Source organism: Terriglobus sp. (assembly GCF_965201105.1).
Lineage (GTDB): Bacteria > Acidobacteriota > Terriglobia > Terriglobales > Acidobacteriaceae > Terriglobus.
On record NZ_OZ241741.1, the window covers coordinates 949,106 to 966,614 of the forward strand.

The 17,509-nt window shown below is 58.7% G+C and carries 10 protein-coding genes and 1 pseudogene; 4 read left to right on the forward strand and 7 right to left on the reverse strand.

Translation table 11 applies throughout. From position 1 onward, the window contains the following. The first annotated feature begins 14 nt into the window (after positions 1-14). Entirely contained in the window at positions 15-1,907 is a 1,893-nt protein-coding gene (locus tag ACOFKT_RS04300) for a zinc dependent phospholipase C family protein (protein ID WP_419806192.1), read from the forward strand. 491 nt (positions 1,908-2,398) lie between these two features. On the opposite strand, the gene ACOFKT_RS04305 is transcribed toward ACOFKT_RS04300, so the two are convergent. After that, positions 2,399-2,725: a hypothetical protein gene (locus ACOFKT_RS04305; protein ID WP_419806193.1), complete on the reverse strand. Its 327-nt coding sequence runs from the start codon at positions 2,723-2,725 to the stop codon at positions 2,399-2,401. Positions 2,726-3,423: 698 nt separating this feature from the next. Here ACOFKT_RS04305 and ACOFKT_RS04310 point away from each other — a divergent pair. Further along, on the forward strand, positions 3,424-3,573 hold the full coding sequence (locus ACOFKT_RS04310) for a helix-turn-helix transcriptional regulator (protein WP_419806194.1): 150 nt from the start codon (positions 3,424-3,426) through the stop codon (positions 3,571-3,573). Positions 3,574-3,718: 145 nt separating this feature from the next. Further along, positions 3,719-3,961, forward strand: a pseudogene (locus tag ACOFKT_RS04315) (bifunctional DNA primase/polymerase); the annotation flags it as partial. A gap of 339 nt (positions 3,962-4,300) precedes the next feature. Here ACOFKT_RS04315 and ACOFKT_RS04320 read toward each other — a convergent pair. Next, positions 4,301-5,644, reverse strand: a complete 1,344-nt coding sequence (locus ACOFKT_RS04320; RefSeq protein WP_419806195.1) for a hypothetical protein — start codon at positions 5,642-5,644, stop codon at positions 4,301-4,303. A gap of 532 nt (positions 5,645-6,176) precedes the next feature. On the opposite strand from ACOFKT_RS04320, the gene ACOFKT_RS04325 reads away from it, so the two are divergent. Then, on the forward strand, positions 6,177-9,518 hold the full coding sequence (locus ACOFKT_RS04325) for a carboxypeptidase regulatory-like domain-containing protein (RefSeq protein ID WP_419806196.1): 3,342 nt from the start codon (positions 6,177-6,179) through the stop codon (positions 9,516-9,518). A gap of 1,238 nt (positions 9,519-10,756) precedes the next feature. Here the strand turns inward: ACOFKT_RS04325 and ACOFKT_RS04330 are convergent. From ACOFKT_RS04330 to ACOFKT_RS04350, 5 genes are all read right to left on the reverse strand, one after another. Beyond that, a complete protein-coding gene (locus tag ACOFKT_RS04330) occupies positions 10,757-12,958 on the reverse strand; it encodes a glycoside hydrolase family 3 C-terminal domain-containing protein (RefSeq protein ID WP_419806197.1) in 2,202 nt (733 codons plus the stop codon). A 157-nt stretch (positions 12,959-13,115) separates the two neighbouring features. Then, positions 13,116-14,003: an NAD(P)-dependent oxidoreductase gene (locus ACOFKT_RS04335; protein ID WP_419806198.1), complete on the reverse strand. Its 888-nt coding sequence runs from the start codon at positions 14,001-14,003 to the stop codon at positions 13,116-13,118. A gap of 26 nt (positions 14,004-14,029) precedes the next feature. Next, a complete protein-coding gene (gene araD1, locus ACOFKT_RS04340) occupies positions 14,030-15,055 on the reverse strand; it encodes an AraD1 family protein (RefSeq protein ID WP_419806199.1) in 1,026 nt (341 codons plus the stop codon). 11 nt (positions 15,056-15,066) lie between these two features. Beyond that, positions 15,067-16,239, reverse strand: coding sequence for an L-rhamnonate dehydratase (locus ACOFKT_RS04345; RefSeq protein WP_419806200.1), 1,173 nt, complete (start codon positions 16,237-16,239; stop codon positions 15,067-15,069). Continuing rightward, entirely contained in the window at positions 16,236-17,477 is a 1,242-nt protein-coding gene (locus ACOFKT_RS04350) for an MFS transporter (RefSeq protein WP_419806201.1), read from the reverse strand. Before ACOFKT_RS04350 ends, ACOFKT_RS04345 begins: the two co-directional genes overlap by 4 nt. Positions 17,478-17,509: the final 32 nt, after the last annotated feature.

Consider the following 17,509-nt stretch of genomic DNA (forward strand, 5'->3'; position numbering starts at 1 on the left):
CGTACACTCGACGAGTGTCGATAGGCCTCCGTCTAGCCCGCGTTCCAGGACTGCTGCAGCGCTCGATTCTAATTGGGACTACTCTGCTGATCGCAGCGGTACCAGCGGGGGCATACTCCGTTCAGACGCATCAGCAACTTGTTGACCTGTCCTGGAAACCGGCAATTGAACCCCTGCTGATGGCCCGCTACCCTGGCCTCACCGCCGGTCAACTGCGCGAGGCACATGCGTATGCGTATGGCGGCTGTGCCATTCAGGACCTGGGCTACTATCCATTCGGCGATCAATTCTTCAGCGATCTCCTGCACTATGTGCGCTCGGGCGATTTTGTTCAAGCACTTCTGCATGACGCATCTTCGCCGGACGAGTTGGCCTTTGCCCTGGGCGCACTCTCTCACTACGTAGGTGATTCGCTGGGCCACTCACTCGCAACCAATCTGGCAGTGCCAGTAGCGTTCCGGAGGCTTCGAGCGGAATACGGTCCCTGGGTGACCTATGACGAAGATCCGCATGCCCATGTACAGGCCGAGTTTGCCTTCGATGTCAACGAAATCCATAAAGACCGGTTCGCACCCGTTGATTACCTGGATTCTGTCGGGCTGGAGGTGCCTTCGGAGCTCCTCTCTCGGGCGTTCCAAGAGGTGTACGGCATCCCACTTCATGACATCCTCGGCGGCAGCCAGCACCCGAACCTCTTCGGTCACCAATTGTCCGTGCATCACATTCTGCCGCGCATCGCTGCCGCAGAAGCCATACTGCACGCTGATGACATGCCCCGGGACACGCCAAGCGTTGAACTGGACCGCATGGCTCGGGAACTCAGGCGATCCGGTCTCGATAACGGTTGGGACAAGTTTCGGCACCCGGCAGGAGTCGGGACTCGGCTTCTGGCTACGCTCGTCCACTTCACCCCGAAGATCGGTCCAGCAACCATGCTGGCGATCAAGGTGCCGACAGAGGAGACTGACCAGGAGTATGTGCACAGCCTGAACCAATCGATCGACGCAATGCGTTCCATTCTTTCCGACCTGCGCACAGCTCCGTCGAAAGGAGCGCAGGATCTCCCGAACAGGGACTTGGACACAGGAAAAGAGGTCGAACCCGGTGCCTACCGTCTCACCGATACCACCTATCAAAAGCTTCTGCACGAGCTGACACACAGGCCCGATGCCGCCGCGCCTGCCGCGCTTCAACGAAATATCGCAACGTACTATAGCGATCCGGCCGTGTTCGGTTCTCTCATCAGCCCGAAGCAGTGGACCCTGATTCAGGCCGACCTCCTCTTGATTCAGGAGTCAGCTAGCCAACACACTTCAGGCACGCAAGGAGGCATTTCAGCCATGTTCTTCGACAGCTGGATGGGACTGCTTCGCGTGGTGCTGGTAGGCATCCTCGCCTACTTCGCACTGGTGCTCATGCTGCGCATCTCCGGCAAGCGAACACTGTCGAAGATGAATGTCTTCGACCTGATCGTCACCGTTGCACTGGGATCGACGCTGGCGACCGTTCTGTTGTCGAAAGATGTGGCTTTGGCAGAAGGTGTTCTTGCACTCGCACTCTTGATCCTTCTGCAGTTCCTCGTCGCGTGGAGTTCCGTCCGCTCCGCCACGTTCAGCAAGCTGGTGAAAGCTTCTCCGCGCCTGCTCTTTTCCGGTGGAGAGTACCTTCCAGGAGCAATGCGCTCGGAACGTGTAACGGAAGCAGAGGTACTGGCCGCGATGCGCGCAAGCGGCATGACAAATCTTGACGAAGTCGGAGCCGTTATCCTCGAAACGGATGGTTCCTTCACGGTCCTGCCCGGGCCTGTTCCGGTCAGAAGATCCACATTGGATACGGTGGTAGGTAGAGCTTCAGAGAGCGCCACAGTCGGTGATAGTCCAGCTGCGAGAAGCGGATCTGATTCTTGATTTGCTCAACAACGCCCTGGCCTAAGCATGCTGGGTGAATACCCCAAGCAAGCTGCGGGCAGGTTCACCTTGCAGAAGTACTCCTACTCCGTTGCCTCGCGGAATGTGTGGCATACATCAGACGAGAACTCGCAGCATGTGGACGTGCACCCGTATGAGGAGGCGCAAGGCCTCCAGCGCCTCTTGAACTCTGCCGGCTATGAGGTATCGTCGTTGGTCGAAAACTCCGGCAAGAGGGTCCAGCAGCCCAGGAAGATCACCTCCGCGTCTGTGACGGAAGAATGCCAGACATCCGTGATCCGAAGAGAGACTTCTATTTCTGGTAACAAGTTTCTGTGAAGCTCATTGATGTACACCGTCGTGTCGAGAAGGAGCTTTGGAAGCGAGCGTTTCATCCCGCTCAGCAGGGGAGTGCAGAGCGATCGCGCTGCAACAAGCGTCGTGCTATGCTTCTCCGGCTCCAGCTGGCGAAGCGAGCGCTGGACGAGACGTCAGAGTTCAAGATCCAAGTCCGGGTCGACCGTCGCACGCTGCGAGTAGAGCCACTCGGCATAGTCATCCGTAACCGCGAGGCTGACAAGAGCGGCTTCGAGTAACTCGGAATCGGAGGTGATGCCGGTCTTCTGGCGGGCGGCTGCCAGCAGTTCCTTTGGTATGCGACTGCGAATCCCGAGACTACGGCGGCCCTCTAAGAGGCCTTTTCTCTCAGCAAGGGCCAGCATCCCATCCAGGCCGTTCGAGCAAACACTGGGTGCGACCTTGGATTCGTCGCTTCGAGAAGAAGGGGATGGACTGTGAGATGAAGTCCTTGATGCCATAGCAGACCTCCTGACGCAACGTAGCACGTAGCGAAATCAATGTGCTACATAGCCGCTGCCGGACTAGGTGAAACGACAAGTGAGGTTAGCGGCGACTCGAGCTAGCGAAGGGCCGATCCCCACGACCGGCCCTCCTGCCCACGTCCTTTGTTGATGCCAAATTGATGCCAAAACACGGCTGGAAGGCCGGTTTTTGACCGCTGCGCCGGCTCCTAAGTCTTTTAAAATGTGCATCCGGCTGGTTCGACTTCACCTTCACACGTGGAAGTCGTAGGTTCGAATCCTGCTGTGCCCACCATCAAATCAACAACTTAGATATTTTCTTCTGGTGGCATACGTCACAGACACGTCATAGCGCTGTTCGGGTCTGTGTGTCACGGATAATGCGGGTATGCAGTCCAGTACGTCCACAATTGTGCTGCTTCTCGGTTCAGCCGGTTCGCGAACTAAGCAAAGCGATAAAGAAGAGCTTGAACGAAAGCATGGTGGATGGGCCTAAGCGCCTTCCCAACGCCTAAGCTGTTCGAATCTGATACAGGTGGACAGTTTTCCGTCCAAGTAGCGCTTTTGGCACTGTCCTGTGTGGCATAGTCTCCTCACTTGAGGAGGCGGAACGCGCCAATGCAAACCGAAACATCACAAAATACAACAGTTCCTTTAGTCGAAGCCTTCGATTCGCTCTTGCGTTTGGAGGAGTGATGAAGCTGACTGGCCTCTGCCGTAGTGCTCTTTATGCGCTTCAAGAGCAAGGTGCGTTTCCATCTTCAATCACTCTCGGAACGCGCTCTGCACGATGGAGCGAACTAGAAGTTCGTCGCTGGTCAACAGACCGTTGCAAATGCCCGTAAAGCTAACGACAAAGCGGGTATCGCGTGATTCGTTGGAGACAGTTTCCGTGTGAAGCCAGAGGCAAACGTCCACTGACTTCAAACGGTGTGTAAGACGCTTCAGACAAGCTTTCACAGCTAGAGCCGTGGAAGCAGCTACCCCAACTGCAAATGGGGTCTAGCGACCGGACGGAAATCAGGTGTGTTCGTTCTGGACATTAACGGTCAGAGCGGTTTGGACTCCATCAGTGCGTTTCGAAAGCAAGGTTTAGAGCTTCCTAAAACTCTCACTGTAAAGACAGGAAACGGTTGGCACCTGTACTTTGAAATGCCAAGCATCACCATAATGAACTCTGTTGGAAAGATTGCATCCGGAGAACGTTCGCGGATGCGAGCCATGACACGATGAGTCCACCGAAGGAATGGCCGATTATTAAGAAACGCAATGCGAGAGGAATCTGAGATCAGGCGAGTTGCGCCCGACAGGTCAGAGCTCCAGCGAAGCTGCCGAGAGCTGTCCTGCTTCCTCAAATGTCGCCAAACTCTAATGGGCGGGACTGCGACACTTCTAACGAGCGCCGACAATACGCTATACAGAATCATCTTTTATCGGACGTACAAGCCGCGGGTTGACATAACTCAGAACGCTTGCATGGGCGAGACAGCGTATAGTTTCGCGACATTAGGGGACCGCTCCAAACCCGACCGCACCTTACGTCCATGCGGGCATTTCAAACGACTCGGCAATTTACCAGGAGTAAGAGCTTACAAACTGCGGTGCACTTGGTCTGCCAAACGTTAGGTCGGTGGCGATCAGCACCTGCAGGTTCTTGTTCTGCCATCCCTTGGGCAATTGTTTTGCAAACTCCGCCAGACGGTCGGGCGACGTGATCACTTCGCTAGCCGCTTGGGTTCCACTGTCGCTGATGCCGGCAACCTCAATGACAAACATGCCGGTCCTGGAAGACATCTGACGGGTGATCAGGCCGTAGTCACGCGAATACCTGCCCTGTGCGTTCCGTTCCATGCTCCAGATGCGGCCGTTCAACACATTTTCCCGAATGCGAAGCTCTCCATCCTGATCGATGAAAGTAAAGTGCAGGCCAGAATCAATATCTGCGAGCGTGCGGCTGTTCAGTGCTCCGACTACGACCGCATTCGCCTCGCGCAAATCTGCCAGGGATGGTTCGTCCCCGAAACGCACGTTGAACTGTGTGTTTCGTCGGCCGAATAGAGTGCCGAACCTGATAGCTGCCGTGACGCCTCCAATGGCAGGCCCACTGTTTGTAGATGCCCGCAGATCCCGCCATTGAAGCTTTTCATCCGCGCGAAACGGTATCGGAGTGATCTCCTGATCGATCTTGTCATGCAGGCCGCTGGCGTACTCCTTGTTGAAACGTGCAAACAGCTCAGCCGTCGGGCGATACATCACCGGTTTGGCCAAACAGAGAAGAACTGACTTGTTACTGTGATCCAGGGGCGCCCAAAATTGCGAGAGGGCATCGCCACGACCGTGCGATTCGTTGCCCCGGCGCAGAAGAACAGCGGCAAGGATGACGGCAAGCAGCGCAATCAGCAAGCCGGTGCCAGTAAGTAGCATGCGGAGAGTGATACGCGCCCTGGTATGCAGCCGCAAGCTCGGCATTACCGGAGCGGGAGCGGAAGCGATTTCTTCGGTCAAGGCTGTGTTCCGGTCGTCTTCTACCTTTAACGGCAGAGCAGCCTTCTCCTCGATTCTTTTAAAGATCGGGATGTACGAGCCCAGCGGAAGCACGATGACAAGTGGCTCATGGTCGGTCAGCGCGGCGTAATAAAGCTCCAGGCGCCGGCGAACGTCGGTCGCTTGTACTCGCACGACAGCGTCTTCGCCGGTGGCGTAATTCGCGCTGCGGCCGAACACGTCTGCGCCGATGATCCGCTCTTTCAGCAGATGTTCATGACCGGCTACTTTTTGATCCACAACGTACTGCAGGAACTGTTTGCTTCGGCGGCTCGTTCGGAATTGGCGGCTCTCCAAAACGCGCTGGAGAGCCTCCCGGACGGCTTCAGCCTCGGGTACCACACCTAACGGCTCCAACTCCTGAACTGCCACAGCTTTATCTCTCGCTTCCCTCGACATGCTCCGTCGCGGAATTGCGCAAGTATACCTGTCTATTTGGATCGCTTACCACCTGCAGAGAAGGCCCGAAACTTAATTCTTAACTGTTTGAAGCCGTCGCGAACCTGCACTTGTGACCTTTCGCACTTGATATTTGAGGGATGAGGCAGAGGATTGCGGCCATCCCGGTGCCCTGTGACTCGCCTGAGACGAATTCTTGCTTCGCGGCCACTATCCGCAAGAGAAAGCATCGGCCTCGGTCCGTGCGCGGGCAGGCTGGCAGGTCAACTGGTAGAAATTCCACGGGTGCGAGTCAGAACGAGAAACACCGGTCGATGATGAGGACACCGTCGCCGCGCGGATGCCCAACCGAAACAGCAATGGAGGATAGGCCGTGAATCGAATGAAGAGCACTCTGCTGTCTGGAACACCACTTCGCGGTTCCCTGAGGAGCGGTGGCACACACCTGGTGCAGCGCCACACACTGGCCTCTCTCACAACGTACACGCGCAGCTTCGTAAAGGGCATGGCTCTTACGCTCCCTATGTTCGCGCTGCCCGTCGCTGCGGTTTCCACACTCACGTTGCAGGCCCAGGTGCTGCAAGGCTCCCTGACCGGTGTGGTGACCGACAACACCGGCGCCGTCCTCAACGGAGCAAAGGTTGTTGCAAAAAGCCCTGAGACTGGATTTACGCGCGAGGCCACGTCCAACAAGGAAGGCATTTTCAATTTCAACGACCTCCAGCCCGGTACGTATACCGTCACGGTTTCCGCAGAAGGTTTTGCGGAGTTCCAGCAGAACGCCACCCCGATCCTGGCGAACAGCACGGCTCGTGTGAACGCGGCCATGAGCGCTGCAGGCACAACGCAGGAGGTGACCGTCACCGATGCCGCGCCGGTTCTGCAGACGGACCGGGCCGAAACCAACTACAACATCTCCGCGCAGCAGGTCACGGAACTGCCGACGACGAGCACGACCGGGCGCAACTACCAGAGCCTGTACCGGCTGGTTCCCGGTGCCACGCCCCCGGCGGAGCAGAACTCGGCGGCCACCAACCCGCAGCGGTCGCAGTCGATCAACGTGAACGGCGCGAGTGCCGGCGCCAACGCAACACGCGTGGATGGCGCGCTGGATCAGCACCCGTATCTGCCGATCAATGTCGCCTATGTGCCACCAGAAGACGCGATCCAAAACGTGAATGTGGTGACCAGCAATTTCAACGCCGAGCAGGGCACGGCCGGTGGTGCCGCAGTGAATGTGGTCATCAAGAGCGGCACGAATGCCTTGCACGGCACCGTATTCGAATACAACACCATCACGCAATTTAATGCGCGGAACGTTTTCCAGACTCCCGCCGCACTCCCGCGACTGCCGAAGTACGTCTTTAACCAGTACGGGGGGTCGATCGGCGGACCGATCAAGAAAAACAAGCTGTTCTTCTTTGCAGACTGGGAAAGCACTCACATCTCCCAGGCGGTGAGTACGATTGCGTCCGTTCCTACAGCGGCTATCCGGGCGGGTAACTTCTCCGGAATAGGAACAACCATCTACAATCCCGCCACCGGAACTGCGGCAGGCGCTGGAAAGACACCATTCGCGAGTAACCAGGTGCCCATCAGCAAGGCCGCTAGTCTTCTGCTGGCCAAGTTGCCTCTTCCAAACTATGGCGCCGCCGGGGCGCAGGTGAACAACTACTTCGGGTCCGTCTCCACGCTTTTTCGGCGGGACGACATCGACGCGAAGGTCAACTACAACGTTTCCGATGCAACGCAGATCTACGGCCACTACAGTCTCTCGCCGAACCGAATTACAAGCCCGCAGCTCTTTGGACCGAATCCGGGAGGTCCGACTCTTGATGGCGGTCAGCCCGGCAAGTCGACCGGACTGATTCAGATGGCCGTGCTGAACGGCACGCACACGTTTACGCCTCATCTGCTGCTGGATGGCAACGCCGGATACACACGCTTTCACGTAGGAGGGCAGGCGGACGACCTTGCGCTTGGCGATTACGGAACACAGGTACTCGGGATTCCCGGCACAAATTACAACGGGCAATACCTATACGGCGGCATCCCAGCATTCAACATCAGCAATTACACCGGCCTAGGCAATACAAACACCGCCAGCCCTTTCTCCTTTCGCGACGCGCAATACACTGGCGACCTGAATTTGAGCTACACACGCGGACGCCACGCGCTTCGCTTTGGCGGGGAGTATATCCACACGGCGATCAATCACTTCCAGCCGCAGATGGGTACACCCCGAGGCGCCCTGAACTTCACTGGGGGTGCGACAACACAAAGCGGCAGCAATCCGAACAACTACAACTCGTTTGCCGATTTTCTGCTGGGCGATGCCAACTCCGCGTCCAAGGGCATCCAGACCACAAACCCGATTGCCGGCCGCTGGTCTACGTTCGGCTTCTTTGCGCAGGACACTTGGGAGGCGAGCAAGAGCCTGACTTTGAACTTCGGCGTTCGTTATGAGTTCTACACCCTGCCCGTGCACGACCACGCCGGTATCTACCAGTACGACCCGTCCATTCGGACGACCGTTACCGATGCTGTCGGCACGCACACGGTCGGCACGGTTCTGATCGGTGGCAAGGGCTCGACCCCGAACTACGCGGGCATCGATGACGGAAAAGGGATGATCGTCCCGCGGATCGGCTTAAACTATCGCATCAACGACAAAACGGTCATTCGTGGTGGGTACGGCATTACTGTCGATCCGCAGGCGATCGTCAATGAACGGAATACCTATCCCGCGCAAGTCAATCTCACGCTGAACGCTCCCAACGCGTACACCGTAGCAACGACGACGGTAACTGGCTTGCCGCAGATTGCACTGCCGGACATCAGTAGTGGTCGGGTGCCTTTGCCGTACAACATCTCTACATACAATTACCCGTCCAAGTTCCGGCGCGGCTATATCGAAACCGACACTCTCGCCATTCAGCGTGAGCTGCCGGGTTCTCTTGTAGCAGATGTGGCCTATGTGGGTTCGTTGGCGATTCGGCAGCAAGCAAGTCTGAATATCAACGCGGCGCCCATCGGTGGGGGAACGGCCGGTCGTGCGCTGAATACTACCTACGGCGCCAACACCAGCATCGCGGATATTCTGCTGCAAACGCCATTTCGGGGGTCGAATTACAACGGACTCCAGGCGCAGCTGTCGCGCCGGACTGCAAAGAAGATATCAACCGGCATCATTTACACCTATTCCAAATCGATGAACTTCTTTGACAATGGTCAGAGCACTGTGGCATTTCCGTATCCGGCGTACTGGGATAAAAACTATGCACTGGCCGGGTACGATCGCACCAACAACTTCGAATGGTGGTCGATCGCTCAATCGCCGTTCGGCAGAGACGGTTCGTATCTGAAGAGCGGCTTGGCTGGGGCCGTGTTGGGTGGCTGGCAGCTGCAGAATGTTATGAGTTGGTACAGCGGCACGCCCTTTACTGTTACAGCAAGCGGAGCGTCGCTGAACGCTCCGGGCAATACGCAGGTCGCGGATCAGCTTGTGCCCAGGGTGCGCATTCTCGGCTCTCACAATTTTGTCGGCGCAAGTCGTGTGTATTTTGATACCACAGATTTCGCACAACCCACGGGCGTCCGGTTCGGCACCGCGGGCCGCAACTCCGTGCGCGGCCCGGGTACATTCGATCTGGACTCCGGCATCAAGCGGCGCTTCCAATTCTTCGACAAGTACAGCCTGGAGTTTCAGGGCGAGGCGTTCAACGTGACGAATACGCCTCAGTTCTCCAGTCCTGCGTCGACCGTGGGCTCGTCCTCTCTGGGTACGGTAACTTCCACCTCGGGTAACAACCGGCGGTTGCGGTTGAGTGCACGCATCGCGTTTTAAGAAAGGTCACGTCGTTCGATTGATGAACACGAGGATCCGGCGTCTACCCCAATGCTTGCTTAAGAGCAACGGCATAGTCATGGCCCTGTGCCGCGGGCCGCTGCTGGGGAATCGCCTCATTTTGGATGGACGCCGCCCTCCGATGGTGCCGCGCCGGACTACATAGAAAGCTCCGCCCTCGGCGAAATGCTCAGCAAAGTCTTTTGCGAGAGCTGATTGCCGGTTGCGATCCCGCGATCCCGCGCGTATAGCCTGCGACCCATCGACGGCTTAGCCGTAATCGATGCGCCGGGTCTTCTCCGGCGTGAGCTCTGCGGTCTTCCCGGAGTCGAGCTGGACGGTCATAGAGCGGTCCTGGCCGATGAGGGTCATGGTGCAGAGATCGCCCATCCGCACACCAGCCTCCGGTCCGAACTGGTGAACCGGATACGCTCACCCTCGGCAATCTCCGAACCTCTTCCGGAAGATCCGGCTCTCGCGCGTCTGAGCGCGGAGCTGCGAGGGACTGTACGTGATTTCGTTGCGGGTGGTGTTGATCTGGACCGTGAGCAGGTTGTCCTTGGGCTTCGTGGAAACGACCGTGCCTGGCTGTCGTGGGGAATGGGTTCGAGATTGGGACTGCCACTCTTGTACTGAATCTGTCTCCAGGTGCGTAGCTCTCCACACGCATCTTGCTTTCGGTAGTCTTCTCCACCAACACCGGGATCGTGTGTGCCTCGCGGCCGAGTTTGCTTTGGGCGTAGAGGTCGGCGCGGGCGAGCTGCGTTAGATCGTCACGCTCCGTACGGTTCGGGCGGCGATGACACTCTTCCGGACGCGCGGAGTAGTCTGCGGCCACGGCCGCGAGACGCGAATCGGGGTTGTTGTACTCATGCATCTGGACTGCCTTCAGTGCTTTGGAAGCTCGTAACGACTCCTGCTGCTGTGGCTTCACGCCGAACGGCTGCCCGGAACAGTACATAGCTATGCACGGAGAATTTCTCGATAGCCGTAACGGACCTGTGAGGAACCCGTAAGGAGTTACGACCGTGATGTTTGCACCATGCGGCATGGCAAGCGACCAGGAACGGGTCTTGCCCAATCTGCTCCAGTTCGCTGTCGTTAAGGTCGACAGCATAGCCCTTGGTGATGACTTGCTGCAAAATGCTGCCGTCCACCTGACCACTCAGTCTGAGTTTCTTGCGGCACAAGGTAGCAAGGTTAAGAAGGATCTAATTCGTCCTGCCAAGTCGCGAAGCCTAGCGAGGGCGTGTGGGGCTTTTTTCCTGAAGCCCGATGTACGTGGAGCTACGCAGACGGATGTTTTCAGACGATGTGCCGACCAGCACATCCACCATGCCTGGCTCAACGCGAAAATCGTGGAAGGCGACGTCGTACCAGCCGAGCGAAGAAATAGGAACGTTCAACGTGATGACGCGGCTTTCGTTTGGCTGTAGCTCTACCCGTGCAAAGGCACGCAATGTGCGCAGCGGTTGCACCGCACGACTTTTCTGCAGATGGGTGTAGACCTGCGATACTTCCGCACCGGCAACACTGCCCGTATTGGCCAAGGTGAAGCTCAAGTTCATAGACGCGTTCGGTCCGGTTGTCTGCGTCACTTTTAGATCGCGGTATTCAAAGCGGGTGTAGCTCAGGCCGTGGCCGAAGGGATAAAGCGGCACGCCCTTGAAATACTGATAGGTGAACCCTCGTGACACGTCGTACTCGTTTTGCGGAGGAACGCCGTCCAGACTGGCGTATACGGTGTAGGGCAGGTGACCGCCAGGATTGTTCAAGCCGAACAGTGTTCGAGCGACAACGCGTCCTCCAAACTCGCCCGGGTACCACGCTCCGAGAATTGCAGGTACGTGGTCATCCGCCCAGGTGGTTGCGAGCGGCCCGGCGTTCATCAGTACGAGCGCAATGTTCGGGTTGGCTGCATATACCGTCTCCAGCAGGCGCTGTTGCGCTCCAGGCAGGTTCAGATCGCGGCGATCATGGCCTTCTGCTTCCACGCGGAGGTTTGTTCCAAGACAGAGCACGACGATATCGCTTTCGCGCGCCAGTTCTGCCGCACGGGCAAGCTGATCGTCGTCGGCTGCTTCCACGAAGCCGACACCCGCTGCGTAACCAACCTGCACGGCGGGTCCAAGCAGTTCCCGCAAGCCATCTACTACGCTTGTCTTGTGTGCCGGCATGCCGTAATAGTTACCGGTCTCGTACATATCTCCACCAGCGGGACCGATAACCGCGACGGAGCGGATATGCTCGCGCTTTAGCGGCAAAAAATTCCGGCGGTTTACGAGTAATGTCATGGATTCTTCTGCGAGGCGGTCGGAAAGGGCAAGATGATCCTTCGACCGCACGACGTCCATGCCGATGTGGCTGTACGGACTGGCTCCCGGCGGATCGTAAGCACCGAGCCGGACACCAACGCGCAGCACGTTCCGTAGCGCGCCGTTTACATCCTGCTCCGTAAGCAAACCACGCTGCACTGCGAGCGGGACGTTGGTTTCAAACTCCGAGTCGTCGCTATCGTTTCCGGCCTTAATGGCTGCCGCGGTCGCGACGACAGGATCCTCTGAGAAATGCTGACCGGGTTCGACGCTGTTCGTCGATCTGGAACCTGTGAGCAGGGCAACCGCGCCCAGATCGTCGGTTACAAACCCGTCGAAACCCCACTTCTTCCGAAGAATGTCGGACAGCAAGTAATGGTTCACCGCATCGGGCACTCCATTGATGGCGTTATAGCTGGACATGACAGACTGCGCATGCCCTTCCGTGATGACGGCACGCCAGTGCGGCAACCAGAACTCGAACAGGTTGCGTTCGTCAACCTCAGCGTTCAGGTGCTGACGGCCGGTCTCGACGTTGTTGACCGCGAAGTGCTTTACCGTTGCCGCAAGCTTCAGGTGCTGCACGTCGTCGCCTTGCAGACCGCGCACATAAGCAACACCCATGCGAGCGGTGAGCAGAGGATCTTCGCTGAAGACCTCCTGGATGCGGCCCCAGCGAGGATCGCGGCTGATGTTAATCACGGGCGAACGAAAGACGAGCCCGTGCGTTGTACGCGGTCCCTCGGCGTGCGCGTTGTAAAGCGCGCGTCCCTCATCGCTCATCGCCTCCGCTACAGTGTGCACAAGTTCCGGATCCCACGTAGCTCCCATTGCGGTCGGAATGGGAAAAAGCGTAGTGGGCTGCTTCGACCACACACCGTGCAGTGTCTGGTTCCAGCCGCCCCAAGCCGGCAGGCCGAGCCGCGGTATGCCGTGATTCATGTGATTGAGCAAAGCGGCCTTCTCCTGCAGTGTGAGGCGCTGCAGCAGGTCGGTGATGCGCAGCTCGATCGGCTGCTTCGGATCGCGAAATCGCTCAACGCCTGTTGCAGCAGGTATCTGCTGCGCTAGAACGGTAGAACAGGTGAAGACAGCGGCAGACAGCGCGATCAGGCTAATACGCATACACCTCTCCTTTAAATGTGTTTCGCGGTTCGTTTTTGTAAGTTGTTGCTAGCCATCCAAAAACATTTCGCTGTTGGGATGCGAGCAGAACTTCCTAGCGCTTGCGACATCTGCCATGCTCCATTCAACAAGACAGGTTTTCACAACGACTCCTCTTTTACTGTTCTGCGGGGGCTTGTGACGCGCGCAAGACCTCGACGACCGCAGCCATGTCCCGCTCACCATAGCCCTCATTCTGGGCGCGTACAAAGAGTTGCTCTGCGTTCGCCGCGGTCGTAAGTGGCACGCCAAAGTGATTCGCCGCGGTGTGTGCGTAGTGGAGATCTTTGCGCATGAGGCCGAGCGCGAAGTTCACCTCGTAAGTGCGCGCGGTCATGCGTTCTGTCATCGCGGCCAAGATGCCGCTGCCCGGCGCAGCTGTTTTCAGGAACTCCAGCGCGGTCGCGCGGTCCAGGCCGTTGCGCTCGATCCAGGTCAGCGCCTCAGCAAACGATGCGACCTGCACGCCGCAGAGGAAGTTGTTGATCAGTTTCAGTTGCGCGCCGCTACCGACAGGCCCAAGTGGCAGCACCTGCTTGCTCATGGCTGCAAGCACCGGTCGCGCCGCGTCAATCGTCGCTTCGTCGCCGCCGGTTAGAAAGACGAGCTGGCCGCCCTCGGCTTGCATGCGGCTGCCGGTCACGGGGGCGTCTAACAGGCGTATACCACGGGCCCGCGCGGCAGCGTGTAACTCTGCGATCCACGCCGGGCTTGCCGTGCTGCTTTCGACTGCGATGGTGTCCGGGCGCATGGCGGCAAGCGCACCGTTAGCACCAAGCCATGCCGCTCGTGAAGCCGTGTCGTCCGCCAGCATGCTTAATACCACGTCTGCGTCTTCGGCGGCTTCAGCAGGCGTGCGTGCGGCGCTGCCGCCATCCTGTGCGAAGACATTGGCCTTGGCCGCGGTGCGGTTCCATACGGCTGTTTCGAAGCCGGCTTCTCGCAGGTTTTGCGCCATGCCAAGGCCCATTACACCCAGCCCCAATACGGCTACTTTGCTCGCCATCTTATGCTCCTTTTAGAGATACGTTGTCACCGCATAACCTGTACCCGCACCGGTGCTTTCAGCGGCTCGTCTGCCACGATAGGGTTGCGCAGTGCGCGTCCGAATCCCTCAAACTGCACCTCTGCAATGTCGCCACTTGTCAGGCGCACGCCGCTGCCGAATGACAGCGCGTCTGCACCGAGAAAATGAATGTGCACCATGCCCGCCTGGCGGTGGCCGGCGAACTTGAAATGGTGGTGCTCCATGTTGGCTAAGCTGTGCGCCATATTGGTTTCGCCCGTGCGAATCTGCTTCTCCCAAAGAATTTCGCTGCCGCGCAAGACGCGCGCGAAGCCGGGCACATCTTGGAAGTCAGGATCGAGTACCAGCTCCGGTCCGATGGAGCACTCACGCAGCTTGGAACCCGCAAGATTCAGGTAGTTCCTGCGCTCAAACACGTGGTCGGAAAATTCGTTGCCCGTGGTCATGCCGATGCGGTGCGGCACGCCATTCGCTGCGATGACATATACGGTTGCGATCTCCGCTTCTTCACCGCCGTCTTCGGCGTGACCGGGCACAGTCAGTGCCTCCCCGGGCGCCTTCACTACGGAGCCGTCACCCTTGTAGAACCACTCGGGCGCGATGCCGATCTCGCCTGCGGCGGGTCTGCCGCGCTGCTGACCCCATGCAAACATGCGCATGCTGTCGGTCATCCTGGACTCGTCAACTTCCTCCACCACGGTGCCTGCCGCTGCGTGCATGGCCTGCCGCTCGCGTGCGCTGCCAAGATGAGTTAGTCCCGTGCCAGAGACGAGCACCTTCTGCGGATCGCCCGGCACGTCAATGGGCGCAAGCAGCCGCCAGGGCGATGCGCCGCCGTAGACTTCGTCGTAAGGAAGACGATCGCCGCTCTGCAAGGACAGCACCAGCTCCGAAAGACTCTGCTGCGTTTCAAGCGCGCGCAGTGCAAGCGCATAAGTAGAGGTTACGTCCTGCTGTAGCAGCACCAGCTCTGGCTCGTCCACCACGGCAACGCGCCGTTCGCTTCCGTTTGTAATCTGTACCAGCCGCATCCCGCGCTCCCTTACTCCATGATGCGGAATCGCTTCAGCGATTCCTCGTTTACGGTCAAGCCCAGCCCGGGCGTTGTGTCGTCCAGGTTGATGAAGCCGTTCTGTGGCGTGGGCTCACCGTCGAAGATGTACCAGAAGAGCTCGTTGCCTACTTCCACATCGACCTTGGGGAAGAACTCCGCAATCGGTGAGTTCAGATTCGCCATAACGACGTGGTAATTGTGCATCTGCCCGGCGTGCGGCACCACGGGTATTTGGAAGCTTTCCGCGAGGGCCGAAATCTTGCGAGCCTGGCTGATGCCGCCGACGCGGTTGGTGTCGAACTGGATGTAGTCGACGGCGTTTGTTTCGAGAAGCTCGCGGAAGCCGAAGATGGTGAACTCATGCTCGCCGCCGGCGATGGGAACGCAGCCGTACTCCTTGAGCTTCGCGTAGCCGCGGGTGTCGTCCGGGATGACGGGCTCTTCCAGCCAGCGCAGATGAAACGGCTCAAGCAGCGGAAGCATGCGCTTTGCGTAGTCGAGCGACCAGCCCATGTAGGCATCGGTCATCAGGTCGACGTCGTAGCCGATGACCTCGCGCACGTTGCGCACCAGCTCCAAGTTCTTCTGCATGCCAGCGGCACCGTCAAGCGGACCCCAGCCGAAGCGCAGCTTCATCGCCTGGTAGCCCTCGTCCTTGTACTTCTGCGCTTCGGCACGAAGTTCGGGAATCGGCATGGCGTATAGCCGGCTGGCGTAGACGGGAATGCGGTCTTTGGTGCGGCCACCCAAGAGGCGGAAGACGGGCTGTTTCGCGTCCTTGCCGAGCAGGTCCCACAGCGCGATGTCAACGGCGGAGATTGCGGTGAGCGCGACGCCCTTGCGGCCGAAGGCGAGCGTGCGCCGGTACATCTGCTGCCACAGGTATTCCACGTCCCACGGGTCCGCGCCCAGCAGCAGCGGCTTCAGGTAGATGTCGAGCAACTGCTTGGTCACCATGGGTGCCAGCGCGGCGTTGCCGATGCCCACCAGGCCGTTGTCGGTGAAGATCTCAACCAGGAGCCAATTGTGGAATGCGAAGTTTCCCATGGAGGCTTCGCGGAACGCCACCAGGTCCATGGGATTCGTGCAGAAGTGTGGCGGCAGCGGAACAGTTGCGCCTTCCCACTGGACGACGCGCGTACGAACTTCGGTGATCTTCATGCAGCTCCTTCGATGGCTTGGAGTTCTGTAGAGCGAAGTGGTTGGATGGGTCCGGCAAACAGGGCGATTGCCAGGAAGCCGATCAGGTGGAAGCTGCCGACCAGCACGAATAGTGTGGCGTACGTGAAGCCGTGACCCAGCAAAAAGCCTGCGATCAGGCCGAAGATAGCGCCACCGATTGCACCGCCGAAGCCAATCAGCCCAGCAACTGTTCCGACCACGGTGAGCGGGAAGACGTCAGTAGGCAGGGTCATAATCAGGCCCGACCATGCCTGCTGACAGAAGAACGCGATGCTGAACAAAACAATCGCCACGCGGACCGGCGTAACGGAGACTAGCATCACGACCGGCATGCCCGCCGCGCACAGCCCAAGCGCGATCTTGCGCGCGCGATCGAGTGAATGACCGCGCCGCAATAGCCAGGATGAAAACCAGCCTCCAAGGAAGCTGCCCACTCCGCTGGCAGCGTAGGGAATCCAGCCGTAGTAGCTGACCTGCTTCACGTCAAAGCCGCGTGCGTCATACAGGTACTTCGGCAACCAGAACAGAAGGAAGTACCACGCGGAGTCGCTCATGAACTTGGCGAAGACGAACATCTGCACGTTGCGCTGTCGGAGCACCTCGGCCCAGCCCAGATGCGTGCCGACCAGGCGAGCGTCCAGCGTGTTTATGCTCACGGTGACGGCGTTGCCGCGGTACGAAACGGCCCACCAGACAACCCATGCCAGGCCGGCAGCACCCGCGGCGAGGAAGACAGCGCGCCATCCCCGGTGAATCAGGACGTAGCCGATAACTGGAGGCGCGAGCACCGAACCAACCGCCGTTCCGGCGTTGATCAACCCCATCGCCGTGGAGCGCTGATGTGCGGGAACCCACTCCGCCACAACGCGTGTGGCTGCGGGGAAGGCGCCGCCCTCGCCACCACCAAGCAGAAAGCGTGCAACCAGCAGCAAGGCGAAGCCGCTCGCCAGGCCGTGCAGTGCGCAGGCGAGCGACCACCAAATCATGATCAGCAGAAAGCCGCGCCGCGTGCCCAGGCGATCGAGCATGCGGCCACCCAGCGCGTACAGTGCCGCATACGAGAGCAGAAACGCAGTCTGCAGATAAGAGAACTGCTGATTGCTGATGGGGATGTTGCGTTGAATTGCAGCAATGGCGACGGGCAGCGTCTGCCGATCAAAATAGCTGATCGCAATCGCCGCCGCTACCAGCAGCACAAAATACCATCGCCGTTCCATGCCGTACCCCGCCCGTCTCCGGTTCGTTCCGT

Bases quoted from the DNA above. Each gene is read 5' to 3' on its own strand.
- ACOFKT_RS04305 (WP_419806193.1), bottom strand. From the start codon at position 2,725: ATGGCATCAAGGACTTCATCTCACAGTCCATCCCCTTCTTCTCGAAGC.
- ACOFKT_RS04310 (WP_419806194.1), top strand. From the start codon at position 3,424: ATGAAGCTGACTGGCCTCTGCCGTAGTGCTCTTTATGCGCTTCAAGAG.
- ACOFKT_RS04325 (WP_419806196.1), top strand. From the start codon at position 6,177: ATGGCTCTTACGCTCCCTATGTTCGCGCTGCCCGTCGCTGCGGTTTCC.
- ACOFKT_RS04330 (WP_419806197.1), bottom strand. From the start codon at position 12,958: ATGCGTATTAGCCTGATCGCGCTGTCTGCCGCTGTCTTCACCTGTTCT.
- ACOFKT_RS04335 (WP_419806198.1), bottom strand. From the start codon at position 14,003: ATGGCGAGCAAAGTAGCCGTATTGGGGCTGGGTGTAATGGGCCTTGGC.
- araD1 (WP_419806199.1), bottom strand. From the start codon at position 15,055: ATGCGGCTGGTACAGATTACAAACGGAAGCGAACGGCGCGTTGCCGTG.
- ACOFKT_RS04345 (WP_419806200.1), bottom strand. From the start codon at position 16,239: ATGAAGATCACCGAAGTTCGTACGCGCGTCGTCCAGTGGGAAGGCGCA.
- ACOFKT_RS04350 (WP_419806201.1), bottom strand. From the start codon at position 17,477: ATGGAACGGCGATGGTATTTTGTGCTGCTGGTAGCGGCGGCGATTGCG.